The following is a 19,883-nucleotide window of genomic DNA, read 5'->3' as shown; positions in this document are numbered from 1 at the left end:
CGGGCAGCCGTCAGGCGTAGCCGGCGCCCACCGTCGCGAGGAACACCTCTCCGTCGCCGGAGACCGTCAGCGGGCCCTCGTCGGGGGTGACGTAGACGCTCGCGCCGCGGAGCAGCGTCACGTACCCTCGGCCGCCCGAGACCGTCGCGCCCCCACCCGTGCAGATCGCGATCGCCGGGCCGTCCAGCGGGATCGGCGTGCCCGGGGCATCCGCCGCCTCGATGCGGTGCAGCACGAAGTCGGGCACGTCGGGACGGAAGGTCTCGACCCCCGCTCCCGGGTGGTCCGGCCGCAGGTACGGCACCGGCAGCGGCGAGAAGTCGAGCACGTCGACGAGTTCCCCGATGTCGATGTGCTTCGGCGTGAGCCCGCCGCGCAGCACGTTGTCGCTCTCGGCCATCAGCTCGATGCCGAGGCCGCGGAGGTACGCGTGCATGTTGCCCGCGGGCAGGTACAGCGCCTCGCCGCGGCGGAGCGTCACGTGGTTCAGCAGCAGCGAGATGACGATGCCCGGGTCGCCGGGATAGTGCGCCGCGAGGTCGCCGACCGTGCGGAACGCCGCACCGAAGCGCGTGTCCGGGGCCGACGCGGCCGCCGGGGCCAGCGCCACCACGCGCTCGACGAGCCACGAGACCTCCCCCGTGTCGCCGCCGCGCCCGTCGCGGAGCAGCCACTCGACGGCCTCCCGCAGGCCGTCCTCGGCCGCGAGGCGGGCGCGCAGCAGGTCGAGCGCGGCCGGCTGGGGGTCGTCCCCCGCGGCATCCGCCGCGGCCAGCTCGTCGAGGATCGCCAGGGCCTCCGCGAGCGGCCGGAACCCGCAGAGCGCGTCGAACTCGTCGCTGACCGCCACGATGAGCTCCGGCTTGTGGAACGCGTCGCGGTAGTTGCGGTCGAACGCGTCGACCGGGATGCCCTCCGCGTTCTCGCGGGCGAAGCCGTCGCGCGCACGGGCGAGGTCGGGGTGCGCCTGCAGCGACAGCGGGGCGTCCGCCGCCAGCACCTTCAGCAGGAAGGGCAGCCGTGCGCCGTGGCCGGCCAGGTCGGCGCCCAGCGCCTGCTCGGGCGCGGCCGAGATCCACGCCCGCAGGTCGGCGGCCTGCTCGGGCGCGTCGCCGAGGATGCGCGCGGGCGACCCGGGGTGCGCGCCGAGCCAGAGCTCGGCCTCGGGCCCGCCCGACGGCTCCGTGCCGAGCAGGCCGGCGATCGCCGTGTGGGAACCCCACGCGTAGTCGCGGGGGGTGTTGCCGATCGCCACAAACATGTGCGCCCTCTCCGTCGGTTCGACTGCATCAACCTACCAACGGTGTTGGGCGGCTCCGGGCGCCGACCTAGGCTGTGCCGCGTCGGCGCGCCGCCCTGGGTGCGCGCCGATCCGGCACGCGTGCCGACCCACTTCCGACGCACTGGAGCGACATGACCCTCGAGCCCCTGGCCAGCGACTTCTACGCCTACGAGAGCCTCCTGAGCGAGCGCGAGCAGGAGGCTCTCGCCGGCCTGCGGGCCTGGCTCGAGGCCGACGTGCGACCGATCATGGACGACCACTGGGAGCGCGGCGAGTTCCCCATGGAGCTCGTGAAGCCGCTCGCCGACACCGGCGTGCTGTCGTTCTCCTGGGACGAGACGAAGCCGTTCGAGAACTCGGCGGTCTTCCGCGGGTTCGTCGCGCTCGAGCTGGCGCGCGTCGATGCATCCGTCTGCACCTTCGTGGGCGTGCAGAACGGGCTCGCGACCGGGTCGCTCGCGGTCGGGGGCTCGCCCGAGCAGCGCCGCGAGTGGATCCCGAAGCTCGCCTCGGGCGAGGTCATCGGCGCGTTCGGGCTCACCGAGCCGCTGTCGGGCTCCGACTCCGCACGGGGCCTGCGCACCACCGCGCGCCGCGAGGGCGACGAGTGGGTGCTGAACGGCGAGAAGCGCTGGATCGGCAACGCCACCTTCTCGGACATCACGATCATCTGGGCCAAGGACGTCGCCGACGGCCAGGTCAAGGGATTCATCGTGCCCACGGACACCCCCGGCTACCGGGCGTCGAAGATCGAGGGCAAGATCAGCCTCCGCTCGGTGCAGAACGCCGACATCGTGCTCGAGGACGTGCGGGTGCCCGAGCGGCTCCGGCTGCAGCGCGCCGACTCGTTCCGCGCGACGGCCGGGGTGCTCCGCCTGACCCGCGCCGAGGTGGCCTGGAGCGCGGTGGGTGTCGCGATCGGCGCCTACGAGGCGGCGCTCGAGTACGCGAAGTCGCGCGAGCAGTTCGGCCGCCCGATCGCGTCGCACCAGCTCGTGCAGGACCTGCTCGTGAAGTGCCTCGGCAACATCACGGCGTCGCTCGGCATGGTCGTGCGCGTCTCCGAGATGCTCGACCGCGGCGAGCAGCGCGACGAGCACTCCGCGCTCGCCAAGTCGTATGCCACCTCCCGCATGCGCGAGACCGTCGCCTGGGCGCGCGAGGCCATGGGTGGCAACGGCATCGTGCTCGAGCACGGCGCGGCGCGGTTCTTCGCCGACGCGGAGGCGCTCTACTCCTACGAGGGCACGCGCGAGATGAACACGCTCATCGTCGGCCGGGCCATCACGGGCAGCGCGGCGTTCGCCTGACCGCGGTGCCGCCGATGCGGGCGGTACCCTTGACCACATGACCGACCCGCGCGCCCGCACCCTCGCGCGCGCCGGGTCTCCCCCGTGGCTGCGCACCGCCGTCCGCTGGTTCGCGACCCTCGCCTGGTTCACGGCGTTCGCCGGCCAGTTCTGGCGGAACCTCCTCGGCTGGTGGGGGTTCGGCATCGTCGCCGGCGCCGTCATCGCCGGTGCCGTCGTGCTGCTGGTCGTCGTGCGTCCGACGTGGAACTGGCGGCTCGTGCCGAAGACCGTGCTCGCGTTCGTCGGGTTCGCGGCGCTGTCGATCGCCTGGTCGGCGTACCCCTGGACCACCGTTCTGATGGTCGTGATCCTCGCGGGCACGACGGTCGCGGGCATCGCCCTCGGGCTCTGCCTCACGTGGGCGGAGTTCCTGCGCACGCTCGCGGACGCGCTGCGCTGGATCCTCGTGCTCTCGCTGCTGTTCGAACTCTGGGTCGCGATCTTCGCGGGCGGCCCGGTGCTGCCGAACTTCGTCGACTACGGCGGCGCCGACGTGCCGGCGGCGTTCTACTGGTCGCGCGACCTCCTGTTCGCCGGCGGGCCGATCGAGGGGATCGTCGCGAACCGCAACCTGCTCGGCATGGTGGCACTGCTCGCACTCGTCCTCTTCGGCATCCAGGCGCGCACGATGGGCTATCGGCGCGACCGGGCGATCGGCTGGATCGTGCTGGCGGTCGTCGTGCTCGCGCTCACCCGGTCGGCGACCGTGCTGCTGGCCGCCGCGGTCGTCGCCGCCGCACTCGGCTTCGCGGTGTGGGCGCGGCGCAGGTCGCCCGACGGGCGCCTGCCCGTCTACCTCACCGCCGCGGGGTCCCTCGCGGCGGCCGTCGCGCTCGTCATCGCGGCGTGGGGGCCCCTCCTCGAACTCCTGGGCCGCAGCGACGACGCGACCGGCCGCCTCGACATCTGGGCCTCCGTGCGGGGGCTGATCGCCGAGCGGCCCGTGCTCGGCTGGGGCTGGACCGGCTACTGGGCACCCTGGACCCCGCCGTACGACGGGCTCGCCGTGCGCAACGGCGTCGAGTACCTGCAGGCGCACGACGCCTGGCTCGACGTGTGGATGCAGCTCGGCATCCTCGGCCTCGTGCTCTTCGCCCTGCTCGTGCTCGGCGTCCTCCTGCGTTCGTGGTTCGTCGCGGTCGACCGGCCCCGGGTCGACTTCGGCACCGGCACCCACTTCCGGGCGAGCGCGCTCATGCCGCTGCTGCTCGTCGCTGCGCTCGTCGCCCAGAGCATCGGCGAGAGCCGCATCCTGATCGAGGGCGGCTGGATGCTCCTGGTCGCGATCGCCTTCCTGACCAAGCGGCACCGGTTCGCCGGCGAGCCGATGCCGTAGCCCGATGCCCGACGCGCGCCCCGACCCGATCGCGCCCGAGCTGCGGCGCTTCCTCGGCTCGGCCCGGTTCGCCCAGGCGCTGACCCTCGCCGTGCTGGGCACCGGGTTCTCCACCCACGCCCTCCGCAGCCTCATCGGCTGGCCCGGGCTGGTCGCCGTGGTGGTGGCGCTGGTCGCCCTCGGCGGCGTCTCCCTCGTCGCCCGCTGGAAGGCGGTGGACTGGTACGGCGTGCTGCCGCTGTCGCTGCTCGTGTTCGTCGGCTGGGCCGCCGCATCCGTGCTCTGGAGCTCCTACCCTGCCACCACCCTCTGGCGCGTGGGGTACCTCGTCGCGTTCGGACTGCTCGGGGTCTACGTGGCGCTCGTGCGCGACACCATCCAGGTCGTGCGCGCCACGGGGGACGTGCTGCGCGTGCTGCTCGGGCTCTCGCTCGCGCTCGAGGTGCTGTCGGGCGTGCTGCTCGACCTGCCGATCGCGTTCCTCGGCATCCAGGGCGACCTCGTCGCGGGCGGCCCGGTGCAGGGCGTCTTCGGCTCGCGCAACGTGCTCGGCTTCGTGGCCCTCATCGCCGGGCTCACGTTCGTCGTGGAGTGGCGCACCCGGTCGGTGCCGCGCGCCGTGGCACTCGCCTCGATCGCGCTCGCCGGCGCGATGGTGTTCCTCTCGGGCTCGCCCACGACCATGGTCGCGCTCACGGTGCTGCTCATCGCCGCGCTCGCGCTGTTCGGGCTGCGCCGCGCTCGCGCGCAGACCCGCTGGCGCTGGCAGGTCGCGCTCGTGACCGGCGGCGTCGTGGCGCTCGCGGTGGGCTTCGCCGCGCGCGTGCGCATCATCGAGCTGCTCGACGCCCGCGGCGAGTTCGACGTGCGGCTCGAGACCTGGCGCGAGATGAGCCGCTACCTCGACATGAACCCGATGCAGGGCTGGGGCTGGGCCGGCATCTGGCCGACGTCGCCGCCGTACTCGTGGGTCACGCTCGCGACCGGTCGGCCGCACGCGAGCGGCCTGAGCGCGTACATCGACGTCTACTTCCAGCTCGGCGTGATCGGTGCGGCCCTGTTCGTGGGCCTCATCGGGCTCGCGCTCGTGCGCGCGTGGCTGCTCGCCTCGGCCCGGCGGGCGGTCGTCTACGTCTGGCCGGCGCTCGTGCTGGTCGTGCTCGCGGTCACGTCGTTCGCCGAGAGCTACGCCGTCGTCGAGGGCGGGTGGATGCTGCTGGTCATCTGCACGGTGCAGTCCGCGCGCGACATGAGCTGGCGCGACGCCTGGAAGCCGAAGCTCGTCCCGGCCGTGTAGTCCCGCCGGCGTGCGTCGCCGGGGGCGCCGCTCAGGCGACCGGCGTCGCCGGTCCGGTCGCGCGGGCGAGGATCCCCTCGATCACGCCGACGGTCTCCTCCCAGCCCTCGACCGCCACGCAGGCCACGCCGAGGCGCTTCACCGGGTAGTCGTTGCCGTCCTCGTCGAGGCGATCGCCGACGAAGAGCATCTCGTCGAGCGACACGCCCGAGACCTCGACCAGGCGGCGCATGCCGAAGGCCTTGTCGATGCCGCGCCGCGTGATGTCGACCGAGGTCGAGCCGCCGCTGCGCACCTCGAGGTCGGGGAGCTCCCGCTGCACGGCGTCGCGCAGGGCGTTCTTCTTGGCGTTGGTGGGGTCCCAGGCCGTCTTCGCGTCGACCGGAGCGGCCTGTCCCAGCGCGGAGAAGGTCACCTGCGAGCCGCGGTCCTCGAGGATCGGCCCCCAGGTCTCGTCCTCCCAGTAGCCCAGTTCGCGGGCCAGTCGCTCGACCGCGGCCAGCGCGCGGCCGCGCTCGTCGTCGGTCAGCTCCTCTGCGTACTGCCGCCGCCACTGCCCCGACTCGTGCCGGTAGTACTGCGTGCCGCAGGTCGGCATGAGGTGGAGCCGTTCGAGGGTCGCGGCGTCCGCCTCGGGCAGCCGCTCGACGACCTGCGCGGTGAACTGGGCGATCTGGCCGCCCGAGATGATGCAGACCTCGGCCACGCCGAGCAGTTCGACCAGCAGCTCCGACATGCGCGGGTCCATCGGCGACTTCGACGGGGCCAGCGTGTCGTCGAGGTCGAACGCGACGAGGCGGGGAGTCGAGTGCATGTGGCTCCGGTTCGGTCGAGCGCCGCGAGGCGGCGGGGGGCGTGGGTTCCGTCCGACGCACGATCACGTGCGCCCGATCGAGCATCGTCGCGCGGGTCGCATGATTCTAACGGATGCCGCTGCGACGACGCCGTAACTGGGGACGCGTACCGACGGACGCGCCTCAGCCGACCGGCTGCACGAGGTCGCGCAGGATGTCCTGCGCGCCCAGCCCGTGGCGGGCGTAGCGCCCGGTGCGCCACTCGCGCAGGACTGGGGCGATCCTGCGCAGGCGCGACGCCGGCAGCGCGGACCGCGCCTGCTCGTGCGCCAGCTTGTCGCGTGCATGGCCGGCGCGCTCCGGCGAGACGCCGGGGAGCGCGGGCAGCCGCTCGGCGAGGGCGCGGGCGCGGGCCAGCAGCCGCGCGTTCCGGGCGTCGCGCGGCTCGCGCAGGCGGCGCATCCGACCCGCGAGGCCGAGCGACTCCGCGCCGATCTGGTTGCCGCCGTGCTGCCGGTAGTCGATCAGCGGCTCCTCGAGCACGTCGACCTCCCCCACCGCCGCGGCGATGGTGGCGAGCCACTCGTCGTGCACCCACGACGCGGGGAACGGACGCGCGAGGTCGAGCAGCTCGCGGCGCAGCAGCATGGTCGCGCCCGTCAGGACGTTGCGCCGCAGCTGCACGTCCCACGCGCCGCCGGCGTGGATGCGCGCGCGGTCGTCCGCGCTCACGTACAGGGTGTCGAGCAGCAGCTCCCCCGTGGGCACGCCGTCGGCGTCCACCAGGCGCGCGTCGCTCGCCAGCAGCAGGAGCGCCGGCCGGCGGTCGAACTCGGCGACCATGCGGGAGAGCTTGTCCGGGTGCCACACATCGTCCTGGTCGCTCAGCGCGATCAGGTCCCCGGTCGTGGCGGCCATGGCCTGCTCGAAGTTCGCGGTCACGCCGAGGGGCGGGTCGTTGCGGAGGATGCGCACGTCGTGGGGCAGTGCCGCCGACGCGTCGGCGACGAACGCGAGCGTGTCGTCGGACGAGTCGTCGTCGGACACGACCCAGTCGGCCTGCGCGACCCGCTGCCGGGCGATCGACTCGAGTTGCTGCCGGACGTGCGCAGCGCCGTTGCGCGTGCAGAGGGCGACGGACACGCTGGGCACAGGCGGAGTCTAGCAACGGCCGCCCTGTGGGCGGTCGGGCGCCGCTGCGACTGCCGTGTGCCAAGATCATTGCTGACGACTCGCCGAGCGGCGCGGCGACGATGCCCGACACCGCTCGCACCGCCCGCCCCCAGGAAGCACCCGAGTGACCTCGACAGAACTCCCCATCAACACGACGCAGTCGGAGCTGTACCGCCGGCTCGCCGCCGGCGAGTACGCCGAGGGGCCCCGGGGCACGGTCGCCTTCTGCGTGTCGACCGACGACCTCGACGAGGGCAAGGGCGACGTCTATGTCGCACTCGGCCTGGCGAAGTACCTGCAGCGGCTCGGCTGGGGCGTGCGGCTGTGGCCGGCACGGAACTGGTGCGACCCGGTCCCGAAGGTGGACGTCGCGATCGCGATGATCGAGTCGTTCGTCCCGGGACTCGTCGACGAGCACACCTCCGTCGTGGCATGGGTGCGGAACTGGACCGAGCGGTGGGTCGAGCTGCCCTACCTCGATGTCTTCGACGGCATCTGGGCCTCCTCCGAGGCGTCGGCGGCCGCGCTGCGCGAGCGGAGCGGGCATCCGGTCGAGGTGGTGCCCATCGCCGTGGACCTCGAGCTCTTCGCGCCGGCGGACGACCCGGTCGAGGTGCGCTTCGCCGCCATGACCACGGTGAACTTCTGGGGCGCCGAGCGCGAGATCATGGACGCGATCGACGGGCTGACCGGCCCGACGTCGGTCATGTGGTTCGGAGCGAACGGCGAGCACCTCCGTCTCCCGCGCCACGCCGAGCACGGCGGCATCCTCGACTTCTTCGCCCTGCCGTCGGCCTATGCGGCCTCCTCGGTGGTGCTGGACGACGTCATCGGGCCCGCCAAGGCGTACGGCAACCACAACAGCCGCCTGTTCGAGTCGATCGCCGCGGGCGCGCTCCCGGTGACGAACGCGCGCACCGGACTCGCCGAGCTCGGACTCGCCGACGTGCCCGTGTACTCCGACTCGGCCACCCTGGACGCCGCGCTCGACGCCGCCACCGGCACCGCCGGCCCCGAGCTGGCGGCGACGCTGCGGGAGGTGGTCCGCGCGCGGCACTCCTACGAGCGCCGCGCGGAGACGCTCGACCCCGTGCTCGCCGGCCTGCGCGAGCGGGCGGCGCGCGGCACGCGACGGCCTTCGGCGCTGCTGGCATGGGTGGCGGGCCTCCAGGCGGACCTCATGCGCGCCGAGCGCGAGCGCGACGAGTTCCTCGCCGACGCACGCGCGGTCGGGACGGAGCGCAACGAGCTGCGGGGCCGCCTCGACGCCGTGGAGGCGGAGCTCGACGGCGTGCGCGCCGCGCTCGACGGCATCACGTCGGCGCGCACCTATCCCGCATACGACCGGCTGCGGCGCGCCTACGCACGACTGCGCGAACTCGCCGGCCGCGACTGACGCCGCACTAGGGCACGGTGGCCGTGCGGCATCCGATCAGCACGGTCTGGCCCGGGTCCACCTGGTCGAGCGCGTAGACGCACACCCGGTGGTCGCCCGCCGACAGCCCCGTGAGCGTGCGGTCGTAGGCGTGGAGGTCGCCCAGACCGGGGAAGTGCGTCGAGAGCCCCGGCTTCTCCCGGTCGGCCCAGTCCGCAGCGGCCCCGCTGCCGTCGACGTAGATGTGCACGCGGATCGGGTCCACCGTGTCGGGGTCGAGCGCCCAGCCGCGGACGTTGAGCTCGCCCGCCGTGCCGGTGGCCTCGACCGCGTCGATCACGCCCCGCGGGGAGCCCGACGGCATCTCGACCGTGACGCAGCCGAGCTGACGGTTGGAGCCGGCGCCCACGTCGATCGCATATGCGCAGATCCGATGATCGTCGGGGCCCAGGCCGGTGAGCGTCCGGGTGAAGCCGTGGGCCGTGCCGTAACCCTCGGGGAGCACCGACGGGTCCTCGACCTCCTCGTCGGCCCACAGCGACGCCGCGCCCGAGCCGTCGGCGTAGAGGTGCACCCGCACGGGGTCGACCACGTCGGGATCGACCGCCCAGCCGCTCACCTCGACGGTGCCGATGCCGGTCGCCTCGGCGTGCAGGATCTCGCCCACGGGCGAGCCCGACGGCATCTCCACGGTGCGGCACGCGAAGATGCGCGTGGAACCGGAGCCCTGGTTGATGCCGTAGAAGCAGACGCGGTGCGAGCCCGGGCCGACGTTCTCGATCCGGCCCGAGTACTTGTGCTCGTCGCCGTAGCCGGGGAAGACGTCGTCGAGCCCCTCCTTGACCTCGTCGGCGGTGACCGCGAGGCGGCCGCGGCCGTCGACGTAGGCGTGCACGCGCACGGGCCCGTCGGTGTCGGGGTCGATCACCCAGCCGCGGAACTCGATGGCGCCCGGGGCGCCGACGACCTTGTCGATCACGCCGAACGGCGAGCCGGAGCGGATCGAGAAGTCCCTGCAGCCGAGCAGCTTCGTGCTGCCCGGGCCGACGTTGATGCCGTACGCGCAGACGCGGTGCGAACCCGGGTCCAGGTCCGTGATCGTCACGTCGAAGCCGCTGGACCGCGTCGAGCCGTCCTCCGGCTGGTCGGCGTAGGTGGCCGCACGGCCCCGGCCGTCGACGTAGACGTGCACGCGGATCGGGTCGGAGGTGTCCGCGTCCTCGGCCCATCCCCCGACCTGCACCTGGCGGAACCCGCTGCGGACCGACTCCAGCGCGCCGGTCGGCGAGGAGCCGGCGGTGGGCGAGCCGAACCAGTCGGTGAAGATGCGCCAGAAGTTGCGGTTCCCGTAGCTGGAGCAGTCGTCGCCGCGGCCGTACAGGTTCTTGAGCGCCTCGGCGTTGGGGGTGTACGGCGTGTAGAGGTAGAGGCCGGCCGTCGCCTGGTTCCGGATCGTCACCGACTTCGTGCCGCACGCGGCGTTCGGGTGGTAGAGGATCTGGTTCACGCGACCGGCCTCGTACGCACGCCCCTCGGGCGCGGCCGCGTAGCGCTTGAACTGCAGCGCGGCCATGTACACCTGGTTGAAGAAGCCGTAGAAGGCGGCGTCGCAGTCGGCGGTGTCGGGGCAGCCGTACCCCGTCGCACTGCGGTACTGGCGCGTCGACGGCGAGGTGTCGGAGACGAGGCCCTGCTCCTTCTCGAGGAGCACGATGAGCACGCGCGGGTTGATGCCGCAGGCCTGCCCCACCCGCACGATGACCTGGGCGGCGGTCTCGGAGGAGCGGCCCGAGTACTGCACGCACCGCCCATCCTCCGCCGGTCGCGTCCAGGTGTCGGTGCGGTAGTCCTTCAGGCACGCGGGACCGGTCGTCGCCGCGCACGTCGGCACGCGCGCGTCGAGGAAGCGCTGCACCGCGTCGACGCCCATGGCGTCGTCGTCGTAGAAGATGCGGTCGCTGATGAGGTACCCGGCATCGAAGTCGGACGCGCGGGCCGCGTTCGCAGGTTCGGCCGGCGCCAGTACCGCGACGAACGTGGCGAGCACGATCGCCAGGATCGCGGAGATGGCGATGCCGCTGCGGGACCCCCCCACGGCTGCGGTCGGTCGGTGCACGTGCCTGGCTCCTCAGCTGCAGATGGACGTCACGCTATCGGGCCATCGGTCGACAGCCGTCGTGGACCTCCGCGTGTCGGCGAGACCGCGGATCCGCGTGGGGAGTCGGCGGACGCTCGGGCAGGACGCGGCATCTATACTGTTGAGGCCCGACCGGAGGATCGATACAGCACCCATGAGCGCCCAGGACCGTTTCGCGCGCCTCGCACGCGAACCCATGGTGAACGCCGGCGGCGGCGAGAGCCCCGTGCAGTCGCTCCGGTCGATCCTCGGCCAGCGGGAGATGCTCGCGCTGCTCGTGCGGCGCGACCTCAAGGCACGGTACAAGGACAGCGCGCTCGGCGTGGTCTGGACGCTGGTGCGCCCGCTCACGCAGCTGCTCATCTACTACATCGTCATCGGCCAGTTCCTCGGCGCCGAGCGGGGCATCCCCCAGTTCGCGATCTACGTGTTCACCGGGCTCACCGCGTACGGGCTGTTCAGCGAGATCGTCTCAGGCGGCACGTCGTCGATCGTCTCCAACAGCGGTCTGGTCAAGAAGGTCTACCTGCCGAGGGAGATCTTCCCCCTCGCGAGCGTCGGGTCCGCGCTGTTCAACTTCGGCATCCAGCTGATCATCCTGATCCTGGCGACCATCGTGCTCGGGAATCCGCCGCTGCACTTGGACCTGGTCTACTTCGTCCCGGCGACGCTGGTCCTGGTCGGGTTCGGCACCGCGCTCGGGCTCCTGCTCGCCGCGACCAACGTGTACCTCCGCGACCTGCAGTACCTCGTCGAGGTGCTGCTCATGATCATGCTCTGGGCCTCGCCGATCGTGTACTCGTGGGGCATGGTCCGCGACTACCTCGGCGCCGGCGTCGCGCTCGACGTCTACACCAGCAATCCCGTCACCCTCGCGGTCCTCGGCTTCCAGAAGGCGTTCTGGGTCGCGGGCGCCGAGGCAGGCGCTCCCTCCCCCGACGACCTCATGCTGCGCCTCTGGATCACCGTCGCGATCAGCGCGGTGCTCATCGTCCTCTTCCAGCGGGTCTTCGCGAGGCTCCAGGGCAACTTCGCGCAGGAGCTCTGATGGCCGGCCGACCCGACACCATCGCGCTCGACGAACGCCCCGACGTCGTCGATGTCGCCGACGTCAGCAAGCGCTTCGTGATCCGCAAGGACAACTCGCTGAAGGAGCGCCTCGTCACGTTCGGCCGCGCCGGCCGACGCCACCGCGAGGACTTCTGGGCGCTCCGCGACATCGCGCTCACGCTCAAGGCGGGCACGACCGTCGGGCTCATCGGTCACAACGGCTCGGGCAAGAGCACGCTGCTCAAGGTCATCGGCGGCATCATCGACCCCACGTCCGGATCGGTCCGGCGACGTGGACGGATCGCGGCGCTCCTCGAACTCGGCGCGGGCTTCCACCCCGACCTCACCGGCCGCGAGAACGTCTTCCTGAACGCGTCCATCCTCGGGCTCAGCCAGCGCGAGACCGAGGAGCGCTTCGACGACATCCTCGAGTTCTCCGGCATCGGGGAGTTCATCGACACGCAGGTGAAGTTCTACTCCTCGGGCATGTACGTGCGCCTCGCCTTCGCGGTGGCGGTGCACACCGACCCCGACATCCTGCTCGTCGACGAGGTGCTGGCCGTCGGCGACGAGGCGTTCCAGCGCAAGTGCCTCGACAAGATCCGCTCGTTCCAGCAGGACGGCCGCACGATCGTGCTCGTCACGCACAACCTCGGCCAGGTCACCGAGCTCTGCGACCGAGCGGTGCTGCTGCATCACGGCAACGTCGTGCACGACGGCGACCCGGCGACGAGCGTGGAGAAGTTCCGCGACCTGCTCGAACAGGACCGCCGCGCCCACGACGCCGAGAAGGGCATCGCGGAGCACGCCGACGGGCGCATCCTCGAGGTCGTCGCGCACGCCGTGGGCCGCGAGGTCGGCGAGCAGTTCCAGCCGGGCGACACGCTCTCGATCCGGGTCACGCTGGAGCATCCGACCGGCCTCGACGACTGGTCGTGCGGCGTGCAGGTGGTCACTCCGCTCGGGCCCCACGTGTACGGCACGTCGACCCGGCTCATGGGCGTCGAGACCACGCACCTGCGCGAGCGCCGCACGATCGAGTTCCTCATCGACGACCTCCGCCTCGGCGGCGGGCAGTACTTCGTGCACGCGTCGCTCATGGACGCGACCAAGCGCCACCTGTTCGACGCCGTGCAGGCCACCTCGTTCACGGTGCCGGTGACGCGCAGGTACACGGGATCGATCGACGCGCAGCCGAGCTTCGTGGACCATGGCGACTGAGGCGATGCCCGGGTCGTCGGTCCTCGTGGTGACCGTCGCCTATCACTCGAGCGACACCATCGCCGGTTTCCTCGCCTCGGTGCCCCACGCGCTCGGGTCGGCGCGCGCCGACGTGGTCGTCGCCGACAACGCATCGGCCGACGCCGACCGCACTCGCGGGGTCGTGGAGTCGGCCGGAGCCTCCTTCGTGGCGCTGCCGGAGAACCTCGGCTACGGCGCGGGCATCGACGCGGGCATCGACGCGGCCGCCGGAGCCCACGAGTACCTCCTCATCGCGAACCCCGACCTCGTGCTGCACGAGGGGGCCGTCGCCCGCCTGATCGACGCGGCGCAGCGGCATCCGGACGCCGCCGCCCTCGGCCCGCGCATCCTGGCCGAGGACGGCAGCACCTACCCCTCCGCCCGCCGCTTCCCCGCACTCGGCACCGGCATCGGGCACGCAGTGCTCTCGGCGTTCGCACCCGGCAACCGGTTCAGCCGGCGCTACCGCGCCGACGACGACTACGAGCACGAGCGCACCGCCGACTGGCTGTCGGGTTCGTGCCTGCTCGTGCGCGCGGATGCGTACCGCGCCGTCGGCGGCTTCGACCACCGCTTCTTCATGTACTTCGAGGACGTCGACCTGGGCCGCCGCCTCGTCGACGCCGGGTGGCGCAACGTCTACGTGCCCGACGCCGTGGCGACCCACCTGGGCGCCCGGTCGACATCGACCAACCCGCGCGCCATGCTGCACGAGCACCACCGGAGTGCGTACCGATACCTGTCCCTGCGCTACCCGCACTGGTACCAGGCCCCGCTGCGATGGGCGCTGCGCGCCGCGCTCGCCGTCCGCGCCCGCTGGGAGACCCGAGGAATGCGATGACCCCGCCCACTTCCACCGCCCCCGCCGCGACGACGGCGAGCGCCCCCACCACCGCACCCTCGGCCCTCGACCGTCTCGAGCGCGCGTCGGGCCGACTCGCCGGCTGGATCGGTTCGTCCGCGGCCTTCTGGACGATCTTCGCGATCGCCGCGCTCTCCGGCGCCGCCATCGCACTCGTCGCGCGGCCCTTCCTGCTCTACGACGAGTTCTACCACGTCGGCATCGTCGACGCCTTCGCGGGGCAGGCGGCGCCCTTCCCCTCCCCCGACCCCGAGTCGGGCTACCTCGGCGACGTGACCAGGCTGCCGTCGTACCTGTACCACTACCTCCTGAGCTTCCCGTACCGGCTGGCGGTCGCCGCTGGAGCGAGCGAGTTCGAGGCCGTCGTGCTCCTGCGGCTGATCACCGTGGCGATCACGACGACGTCGCTCATCTGGTTCCGGCGCATCGGCCGGGGCCTCGGCCTCTCCGGCGCGATCGTCAACACCGCGCTCCTGGTGTTCGTGATGCTCCCGGTGGTGCCGTTCGTCGCAGCGACCGTGAACTACGACGGACCGCTGCTGCTGCTCACCGCGATCTTCCTCTGGCGCGCCATGCTGGTGCAGGCGGCGCCGCGCTTCGACCCGGCGGCCTGGGCGATCATGCTCGGCGTCGGGGCGATCGCGAGCGTGACGAAGTACACCTTCCTGCCCGTGTTCGCGGCGGCGATCGTCATGCTCCTGGTGAACGAGTTCCTGCGGGCGCGGGCATCCGGCTGGGGCGAGTGGTGGTCGACCCGCGAGCGCGTCGACGTGCGCTCGCCGTGGACCTGGATCGTCGGCGCGCTGCTCGCGATCGCCTTCGCCCTCGTGCTCGAGCGGATCGGCTGGAACCTCCTCGCCTATGGCACCCCGAACCCGTCGTGCGGAGACCTGCACGCCGAGGAGTACTGCCGCGCCTACGGCCCGTATCGCCGCAACGCCGACCTGCGCGCGGGCCACGAGACCACCCCGATCGGCCTGTCGTCGGCGTGGTACTTCCTCATGGGCGACTGGATCCCCTGGACGATCCTGACCAGCACGACGGTCGGCGGCGAGACCCCGACCGGGGTCCAGACGCTCACGGGATCGGAGTTCCTGCTCAACCTCCTCCGCATCGGCACCACGGTCGCCGTGGTGTTCGCGCTCCTCGTGCTCGCCCCGGCGCTCCGCAACGGCCGGGCGCGGCTGCTGGTGGTCGTCTCCCTGGCCCTGGCGGGCGCGCTGTTCGTCCTCAACTACAATGGCTGGCGCACCAACGGGATCGCCCTCGCCATCCAGGCGAGGTACCTCATGCCGGTGCTCCCGGTGCTCCTGATGGGCGCGGGCTTCGGGGTCGCACGCACCCTGCGGCTCACCCAGCGTCGGCCCGGAGCCTGGAAGGCCGGCGTGCTCGCGATCCTGCTGGTCGTCGCGATCCAGTGCGGTGGACCCCTGATCTACTTCGCCGGCGCGACGCCCGGCTGGGTGCAGCCCGAGTCCGTCCTCGCGCCGCTCGTACCGGCGGCGCACTCGCTCGCCAACATCATCCTGATCGGCGTCGCCGTCCCGTGAGGCCGCGCCGCACCACCCCCGCTCACGGAGCCCAACGAGGGAACACATGAAAGTCTTCGTCCAGATCCCCTGCCTCAACGAGGAGGAGACCCTCCCGCTGGTCCTGGAGAACATCCCGAGGTCGATCCCCGGTGTCGACGAGATCGAGATCCTGGTCATCGACGACGGGTCGACCGACCGCACCGTCGAGGTCGCGCGCGCCCACGGCGTCCGCCACTTCGTGCGGCACACGCGCAACATGGGGCTCGCGCAGTCGTTCCACGACGGGGTCGAGTACGCGCTCTCCCACGGCGCGGACATCGTGGTCAACACGGACGGCGACAACCAGTACCCGCAGGACGAGATCGGCAACCTCGTGCAGCCGATCGTCGAGGGCACTGCGGAGATCGTCGTGGCCGACCGCCAGACCGCCACGATCGAGCACTTCTCGGGCTTCAAGAAGCTCATGCAGCGCTTCGGCAGCTGGGTGGTCAACCGGGCGGCGGGCACGGACGTGCCGGATGCCCCGAGCGGCTTCCGCGCGTACTCGAAGTACTCGCTCATCCAGCTCAACGTCGTGACGCGGTTCAGCTACACGATGGAGACGATCATCCAGGCCGGGTACAAGCGGCTGGCGATCACGAGCATCCCGATCCGCACGAACCCGAAGACGCGCGAGTCGCGGCTCTTCAAGAACATCTGGCAGCACATGTTCCAGTCGGGCTCGGCGATCGTGCGCGCGTACCTGATGTACCGGCCCTACGTGCTGTTCGCGACGCTCAGCGCCGTGTTCGGGGTCGCGGGGCTCATCCCGTTCGTCCGCTACCTGGTGCTGACCCTCGGCGGGGTCGCCGGCGACCACATCCAGTCGCTGCTGATCGGCGCGGTGCTCCTGACGGGGGCCCTCCTGTCGATCGCGCTCGGCGTCATCGCCGACCTGATCCGGATCACGCGACTGCTGCAGGAGCGCTCGCTCGAGGCGCACAAGCAGCTGCTCATCGAGGCCGCGGCACGGCGACGGGCCGGGGAGCTCTGACCCGCTCGGCCTGACTCCGACGGCGGGCACGCCGCCCACAGCCGCACCCCGCGCCGCCACCGGTGTGGGAGCATCGGTGCCTGTGAGGGAAGCAGTGGAGCCGTCGGTACCGGCCGCCGCCGAACGACCTCGCCGCCCGGGCCCCACGCGGGCGGACACGTTCGCGCCGCTGCTGCTGGGCTCCGCTGCAGCCGTCGTCGCCGCCGTCGGCGCGGCACGGCCGTCCGCGTGGTACGACGAGCTCGCGAGCATGTCCGGTGCCGAGCGCGCACTCGGCAGCCTGTTCGCCATGGCCGGCTCCACCGATGTCGTGCACGTCGCCTACTACGTGCTCCTGCACCTCTGGGTGGAGGCGTTCGGGGGCGACGTCGCGACGCTTCGCCTCCTCTCGGCGATCGCGGTCGGCACGGCGACCGCGGGCGTCGTACTGCTCGCACGACTGCTGGTCGACCGGCGCACGGCCTGGATCGCCGGCGCGCTCCTGGTCGTCCTGCCCCGGGTCGCCTGGGCCGGCGTCGAGGCGCGGTCCTACGCGCTCGTCCTGGCCCTCTCGGTCTGGCTCAGCGTGGTCTTCGTGTTCGCGCTGCGGTCGCGCCGCCGATGGTGGTGGGTGCTGTACGTGGCCGGCGCCGTCGCGACCGCGCTCCTCTTCCTCTTCGGTTTCGGCATCGTCCTCGCGCACCTCGCGTACGCCCTCTACGTCGCCCTCACCAGGCGCGATCCGTCGGTGCTGGTGCGGCCCGCCGTCGCCATCGCGCTGGCCTCGGCGCTCGTGCTGCCCTGGGGACTCGTCGCACAGCGGCAGGCGGATCGCCTCGGCGGGACGCGTCCCGTGGGGCTCGGCACGTGGGCGGACGTCTTCGTCGACCAGTGGTTCGTCGGCGGTCCGCTCGTCGGGGTGCTGCTCGCACTGGCCGTGGTCGCATCGGTCGCCTACCTGCTCCGACGGGGCGGATTCGGGAGCGCCGAGCGCGACGGGCTCGCCTTCGGACTCGCGGTGGCAGCGGTTCCGACGGCGTCCGTGCTGCTGTTGGCGCTCGCGGTCGACGTGTACCAGCCGCGCTACCTCGCGTTCACGGCCTTCGGGATCGCGCTCGCTGCCGCGGTCCCGCTCGCGCGGATCCCCGACCGAGCGGCGATCGCGGTGGTCACCGGCCTCGTCCTCGCCGTCCTGCCGGCGTGGCTCGGGCAGCGGACCCTGACCGCGAAGGGCGTCGACTGGAGCAGCACGTGCGCGACGCTCGACCGCATGCACCGGCCCGGCGATGCAATCCTGTTCAACACCCCCTACGACGTGTCGTCGTACACCTCGCTCATGCGCATCGACTGCGGTCCGGTCGTCGACCGATTCCAGGATCCCTCCCTCGTGGAGGACCGGCGGAGCGCGGACACGCTCTGGGACCGGCGGCTCCGCTGGCAGAGGCTCCCGGACGGCAGCATGGACGGATACGACCGCATCCTCTACGTGACCGACCTCGACGTGCCGCTGCCGCCGCTGCAGGACGGCTCCGACACCGTGCGCGTGATCGCCGGCACCGGGTTCGAGGTCGTGGGGTCCCGGCTCGGACCGATCAGCGGCGTCTACGTGCTCGAGCCCTCGGGCGGATGACCGCCGGGACAGCCGTTCAGAAGAGCATGCGCGAGTACATCTCGACCTGCATCCGCCGAAGCCACCGCGACTGCAGGGTCTCGATGTCGGTGGGGAGGATGCGCGGATCGCGGGACTTCGACTCGAAGTGGTACAGCCGCGCCCAGGGAGTGAACACGATGGACCGACCGGTCTGCCGGATCTTCATGTTGAGGTCGACGTCGTTGTAGTTGCCGGGGAGGGCGAGCGTGAACCCGCCGACCTCCGCGTACACGTCGCGCGCGACGAGCGCACACGCCGCCGTGACGCCCGAGACCTCGTGGTCGGTCACGAGCGACCCGAGCACGTCGTCCCGCCCGCCGGGCCAGCCGAAGGCGGCGTGGCCGGCGACGCCGCCCGTGTAGACCTGTCCGGCATGCTGGATGGTCGAGTCCTCGAAGTAGAGCATGGCGCCCACCATGCCCACGCCGCGCTGCTGGGCGAGTCCGAGCATCGTCTCGATCCAGTCGTCGGTGACCACCTCGACGTCGTCGTTGAGCAGCAGGAGGTAGTCGCCGGTCGCCGCCGCCGCGCCGCGGTTCATCTTCGCGCTGAAGTTGAACGGGGCATCCCACAGCACGATGCGCAGCCGATCGCCGCAGAGCGATCGGAGTTCGTCGACCACCGTGTCCGGGGTCTCGCGGTCGCACACCACCACGAACTCGAGGTTGCGGTAGGTGGAGCGCTCGACGATTCCGCGGATCGCCTCCACCACCAGTACCCGGTCCGACCCGGCGACGTGGGCCGAGCCACCGCGGGTCGGGATCACGATCGAGACCGTCGGATCGCCGACGATCCCGTACCGCAACCGGCGGATGTACGGACGCACCGATTCGATCTCGGCCCTCGCGCCGCTTCGCTCGAGGTGGTCGCGCACGACCCGCAGCTGCGCCGCCTCGCTCGAGGCGAAGTCCACGTCGGCGAGGTCCTCGCGCGCCAGGATCTCGGGGTCCAGCGCGACCGTGAGGCCCGCCTCGTCGGCCCGCAGGACGAGGTCGAGCACCTGCGCGCGGCGCGCCTCGTGGCGGAACCCGCCGAGCCGCTCGAGCACCGTGCGTCGCACGACGACGATCGGCCCGAGGTAGTCGTTGCTGCGGAGGCGCAGCGGCGAGAACCGGGGGCGCGTGAGTGGGCTCGCGTCCTGCACGGTCACGGAGTCCCCGTACACGACGTCGATCTCGGGGAAGCGGTCGAGGAACGTCGTGACGCGGGTCACCGCCTCGGGCACCGCGCGACCTCGGCGGACGAGCATCAGGAACTCGGCGTCGGAGGCCCGCCACGTCCGGTCGAGCTCCACGGCGTCGGCGGTGACGACGGCGACGCCGTCCGGCCGGGCGCCGGCCTCGGGCTCCGGCACGACGACGTGGATGTCCTCGGCGGCCAGGCCCGCAGCGACGAGCGACGCCACCATCTCGTCGATGTCGGCGTCACCGTGACCGGCAGCGTCGATCCACGCCGCCACCCGGCGGGGTCCGTCGCTCAACTCAGGAACCGCCGCTTCGCGTAGCGCAGGGCCCGCACCGGGAACAGCACGGCGCGGCCGACCTTCCACGTCGTGGAGTTGTGCGTGGCCGCGAGGTCGCGCTCGAGCGCGACCGTCTCGGTCGGCGACAGCAGCGCGGTGCTGCGCAACTCCGCCACCTGGGCCTCGAGTCCCGCGATGCGATCCAGCAGTTCCAGCCGCTCCTCGGCGGCCCGCTCATCGGGGCTCAACTCGACGCCTGCGGCGTCATCGGCCCACCCCTGGCCTGCGGCTTCGTTCACGTTCCCTCGCACCGATCCTCTCGACGA

Annotated in this window: 16 protein-coding genes; 10 read left to right on the top strand and 6 right to left on the bottom strand. The window is 72.1% G+C overall.

Going from position 1 to position 19,883, the window contains the following annotated elements:
- Positions 1-10: 10 nt before the first annotated feature.
- Complete coding sequence (gene manA, locus ABZK10_RS11140; protein ID WP_353809267.1) at positions 11-1,261, bottom strand: mannose-6-phosphate isomerase, class I; 1,251 nt, start codon at positions 1,259-1,261, stop codon at positions 11-13.
- A gap of 152 nt (positions 1,262-1,413) precedes the next feature.
- On the opposite strand from manA, the gene ABZK10_RS11135 reads away from it, so the two are divergent.
- Genes ABZK10_RS11135 through ABZK10_RS11125 form a run of 3 tightly spaced genes read left to right on the top strand, consistent with a single transcriptional unit; the run spans position 1,414 to position 5,267 of the window.
- Positions 1,414-2,592 (top strand): acyl-CoA dehydrogenase family protein, encoded by a 1,179-nt coding sequence (locus tag ABZK10_RS11135; protein ID WP_353809266.1) that lies wholly within the window; start codon positions 1,414-1,416, stop codon positions 2,590-2,592.
- Between the two features lie 37 nt (positions 2,593-2,629).
- Positions 2,630-3,970, top strand: coding sequence for an O-antigen ligase family protein (locus ABZK10_RS11130; RefSeq protein ID WP_353809265.1), 1,341 nt, complete (start codon positions 2,630-2,632; stop codon positions 3,968-3,970).
- Between the two features lie 4 nt (positions 3,971-3,974).
- On the top strand, positions 3,975-5,267 hold the full coding sequence (locus ABZK10_RS11125; protein WP_353809264.1) for an O-antigen ligase family protein: 1,293 nt from the start codon (positions 3,975-3,977) through the stop codon (positions 5,265-5,267).
- A gap of 31 nt (positions 5,268-5,298) precedes the next feature.
- Here ABZK10_RS11125 and ABZK10_RS11120 read toward each other — a convergent pair whose 3' ends face one another.
- Both ABZK10_RS11120 and ABZK10_RS11115 read right to left on the bottom strand, forming a co-directional pair.
- On the bottom strand, positions 5,299-6,081 hold the full coding sequence (locus tag ABZK10_RS11120; RefSeq protein ID WP_353809263.1) for an HAD-IIB family hydrolase: 783 nt from the start codon (positions 6,079-6,081) through the stop codon (positions 5,299-5,301).
- A gap of 163 nt (positions 6,082-6,244) precedes the next feature.
- Complete coding sequence (locus ABZK10_RS11115) at positions 6,245-7,213, bottom strand: glycosyltransferase (RefSeq protein ID WP_353809262.1); 969 nt, start codon at positions 7,211-7,213, stop codon at positions 6,245-6,247.
- A gap of 145 nt (positions 7,214-7,358) precedes the next feature.
- On the opposite strand from ABZK10_RS11115, the gene ABZK10_RS11110 reads away from it, so the two are divergent.
- Complete coding sequence (locus tag ABZK10_RS11110; RefSeq protein ID WP_353809261.1) at positions 7,359-8,630, top strand: glycosyltransferase family protein; 1,272 nt, start codon at positions 7,359-7,361, stop codon at positions 8,628-8,630.
- Positions 8,631-8,637: 7 nt separating this feature from the next.
- Here the strand turns inward: ABZK10_RS11110 and ABZK10_RS11105 are convergent, their stop codons facing one another.
- On the bottom strand, positions 8,638-10,725 hold the full coding sequence (locus ABZK10_RS11105; RefSeq protein ID WP_353809260.1) for a LasA N-terminal domain-containing protein: 2,088 nt from the start codon (positions 10,723-10,725) through the stop codon (positions 8,638-8,640).
- A gap of 175 nt (positions 10,726-10,900) precedes the next feature.
- On the opposite strand from ABZK10_RS11105, the gene ABZK10_RS11100 reads away from it, so the two are divergent.
- The 6 genes from ABZK10_RS11100 (at position 10,901) to ABZK10_RS11075 (ending at position 18,074) form a co-directional block, all read left to right on the top strand.
- Complete coding sequence (locus ABZK10_RS11100) at positions 10,901-11,794, top strand: ABC transporter permease (protein WP_353809259.1); 894 nt, start codon at positions 10,901-10,903, stop codon at positions 11,792-11,794.
- Positions 11,794-13,017, top strand: a complete 1,224-nt coding sequence (locus tag ABZK10_RS11095; protein WP_353809258.1) for an ABC transporter ATP-binding protein — start codon at positions 11,794-11,796, stop codon at positions 13,015-13,017. The genes ABZK10_RS11100 and ABZK10_RS11095 overlap by 1 nt, the downstream gene beginning before the upstream one ends.
- A complete protein-coding gene (locus ABZK10_RS11090; protein WP_353809257.1) occupies positions 13,007-13,879 on the top strand; it encodes a glycosyltransferase family 2 protein in 873 nt (290 codons plus the stop codon). Before ABZK10_RS11095 ends, ABZK10_RS11090 begins: the two co-directional genes overlap by 11 nt.
- Positions 13,876-15,450, top strand: coding sequence for a hypothetical protein (locus tag ABZK10_RS11085; RefSeq protein ID WP_353809256.1), 1,575 nt, complete (start codon positions 13,876-13,878; stop codon positions 15,448-15,450). The genes ABZK10_RS11090 and ABZK10_RS11085 overlap by 4 nt, the downstream gene beginning before the upstream one ends.
- Positions 15,451-15,496: 46 nt before the next feature.
- Positions 15,497-16,465: a glycosyltransferase family 2 protein gene (locus tag ABZK10_RS11080; RefSeq protein WP_353809255.1), complete on the top strand. Its 969-nt coding sequence runs from the start codon at positions 15,497-15,499 to the stop codon at positions 16,463-16,465.
- A gap of 82 nt (positions 16,466-16,547) precedes the next feature.
- Entirely contained in the window at positions 16,548-18,074 is a 1,527-nt protein-coding gene (locus ABZK10_RS11075) for a glycosyltransferase family 39 protein (RefSeq protein ID WP_353809254.1), read from the top strand.
- A gap of 16 nt (positions 18,075-18,090) precedes the next feature.
- Here the strand turns inward: ABZK10_RS11075 and ABZK10_RS11070 are convergent, their stop codons facing one another.
- Together ABZK10_RS11070 and ABZK10_RS11065 are read right to left on the bottom strand one after the other, a co-directional pair.
- Positions 18,091-19,575, bottom strand: a complete 1,485-nt coding sequence (locus ABZK10_RS11070; protein ID WP_353809253.1) for a glycosyltransferase family 2 protein — start codon at positions 19,573-19,575, stop codon at positions 18,091-18,093.
- Positions 19,572-19,856, bottom strand: a complete 285-nt coding sequence (locus tag ABZK10_RS11065) for a hypothetical protein (RefSeq protein WP_353809252.1) — start codon at positions 19,854-19,856, stop codon at positions 19,572-19,574. Before ABZK10_RS11065 ends, ABZK10_RS11070 begins: the two co-directional genes overlap by 4 nt.
- Between the last annotated feature and the right edge of the window lie 27 nt (positions 19,857-19,883).

The sequence above is a fragment of the Agromyces sp. SYSU T00194 genome, from assembly GCF_040496035.1.
Lineage (GTDB): Bacteria > Actinomycetota > Actinomycetes > Actinomycetales > Microbacteriaceae > Agromyces > Agromyces chitinivorans.
Note: the sequence above shows the minus strand (reverse complement) of the source record. Positions and strands in the feature narration are given on the sequence as shown.

What these genes read in the sequence shown, in the direction of transcription:
- ABZK10_RS11130 (WP_353809265.1), top strand. Translation starts at nt 2,630, where the DNA reads ATGACCGACCCGCGCGCCCGCACCCTCGCGCGCGCCGGGTCTCCCCCG.
- ABZK10_RS11090 (WP_353809257.1), top strand. Translation starts at nt 13,007, where the DNA reads ATGGCGACTGAGGCGATGCCCGGGTCGTCGGTCCTCGTGGTGACCGTC.
- ABZK10_RS11095 (WP_353809258.1), top strand. Translation starts at nt 11,794, where the DNA reads ATGGCCGGCCGACCCGACACCATCGCGCTCGACGAACGCCCCGACGTC.
- ABZK10_RS11100 (WP_353809259.1), top strand. Translation starts at nt 10,901, where the DNA reads ATGAGCGCCCAGGACCGTTTCGCGCGCCTCGCACGCGAACCCATGGTG.
- ABZK10_RS11135 (WP_353809266.1), top strand. Translation starts at nt 1,414, where the DNA reads ATGACCCTCGAGCCCCTGGCCAGCGACTTCTACGCCTACGAGAGCCTC.
- ABZK10_RS11125 (WP_353809264.1), top strand. Translation starts at nt 3,975, where the DNA reads ATGCCCGACGCGCGCCCCGACCCGATCGCGCCCGAGCTGCGGCGCTTC.
- ABZK10_RS11080 (WP_353809255.1), top strand. Translation starts at nt 15,497, where the DNA reads ATGAAAGTCTTCGTCCAGATCCCCTGCCTCAACGAGGAGGAGACCCTC.
- manA (WP_353809267.1), bottom strand. Translation starts at nt 1,261, where the DNA reads ATGTTTGTGGCGATCGGCAACACCCCCCGCGACTACGCGTGGGGTTCC.
- ABZK10_RS11120 (WP_353809263.1), bottom strand. Translation starts at nt 6,081, where the DNA reads ATGCACTCGACTCCCCGCCTCGTCGCGTTCGACCTCGACGACACGCTG.
- ABZK10_RS11085 (WP_353809256.1), top strand. Translation starts at nt 13,876, where the DNA reads ATGACCCCGCCCACTTCCACCGCCCCCGCCGCGACGACGGCGAGCGCC.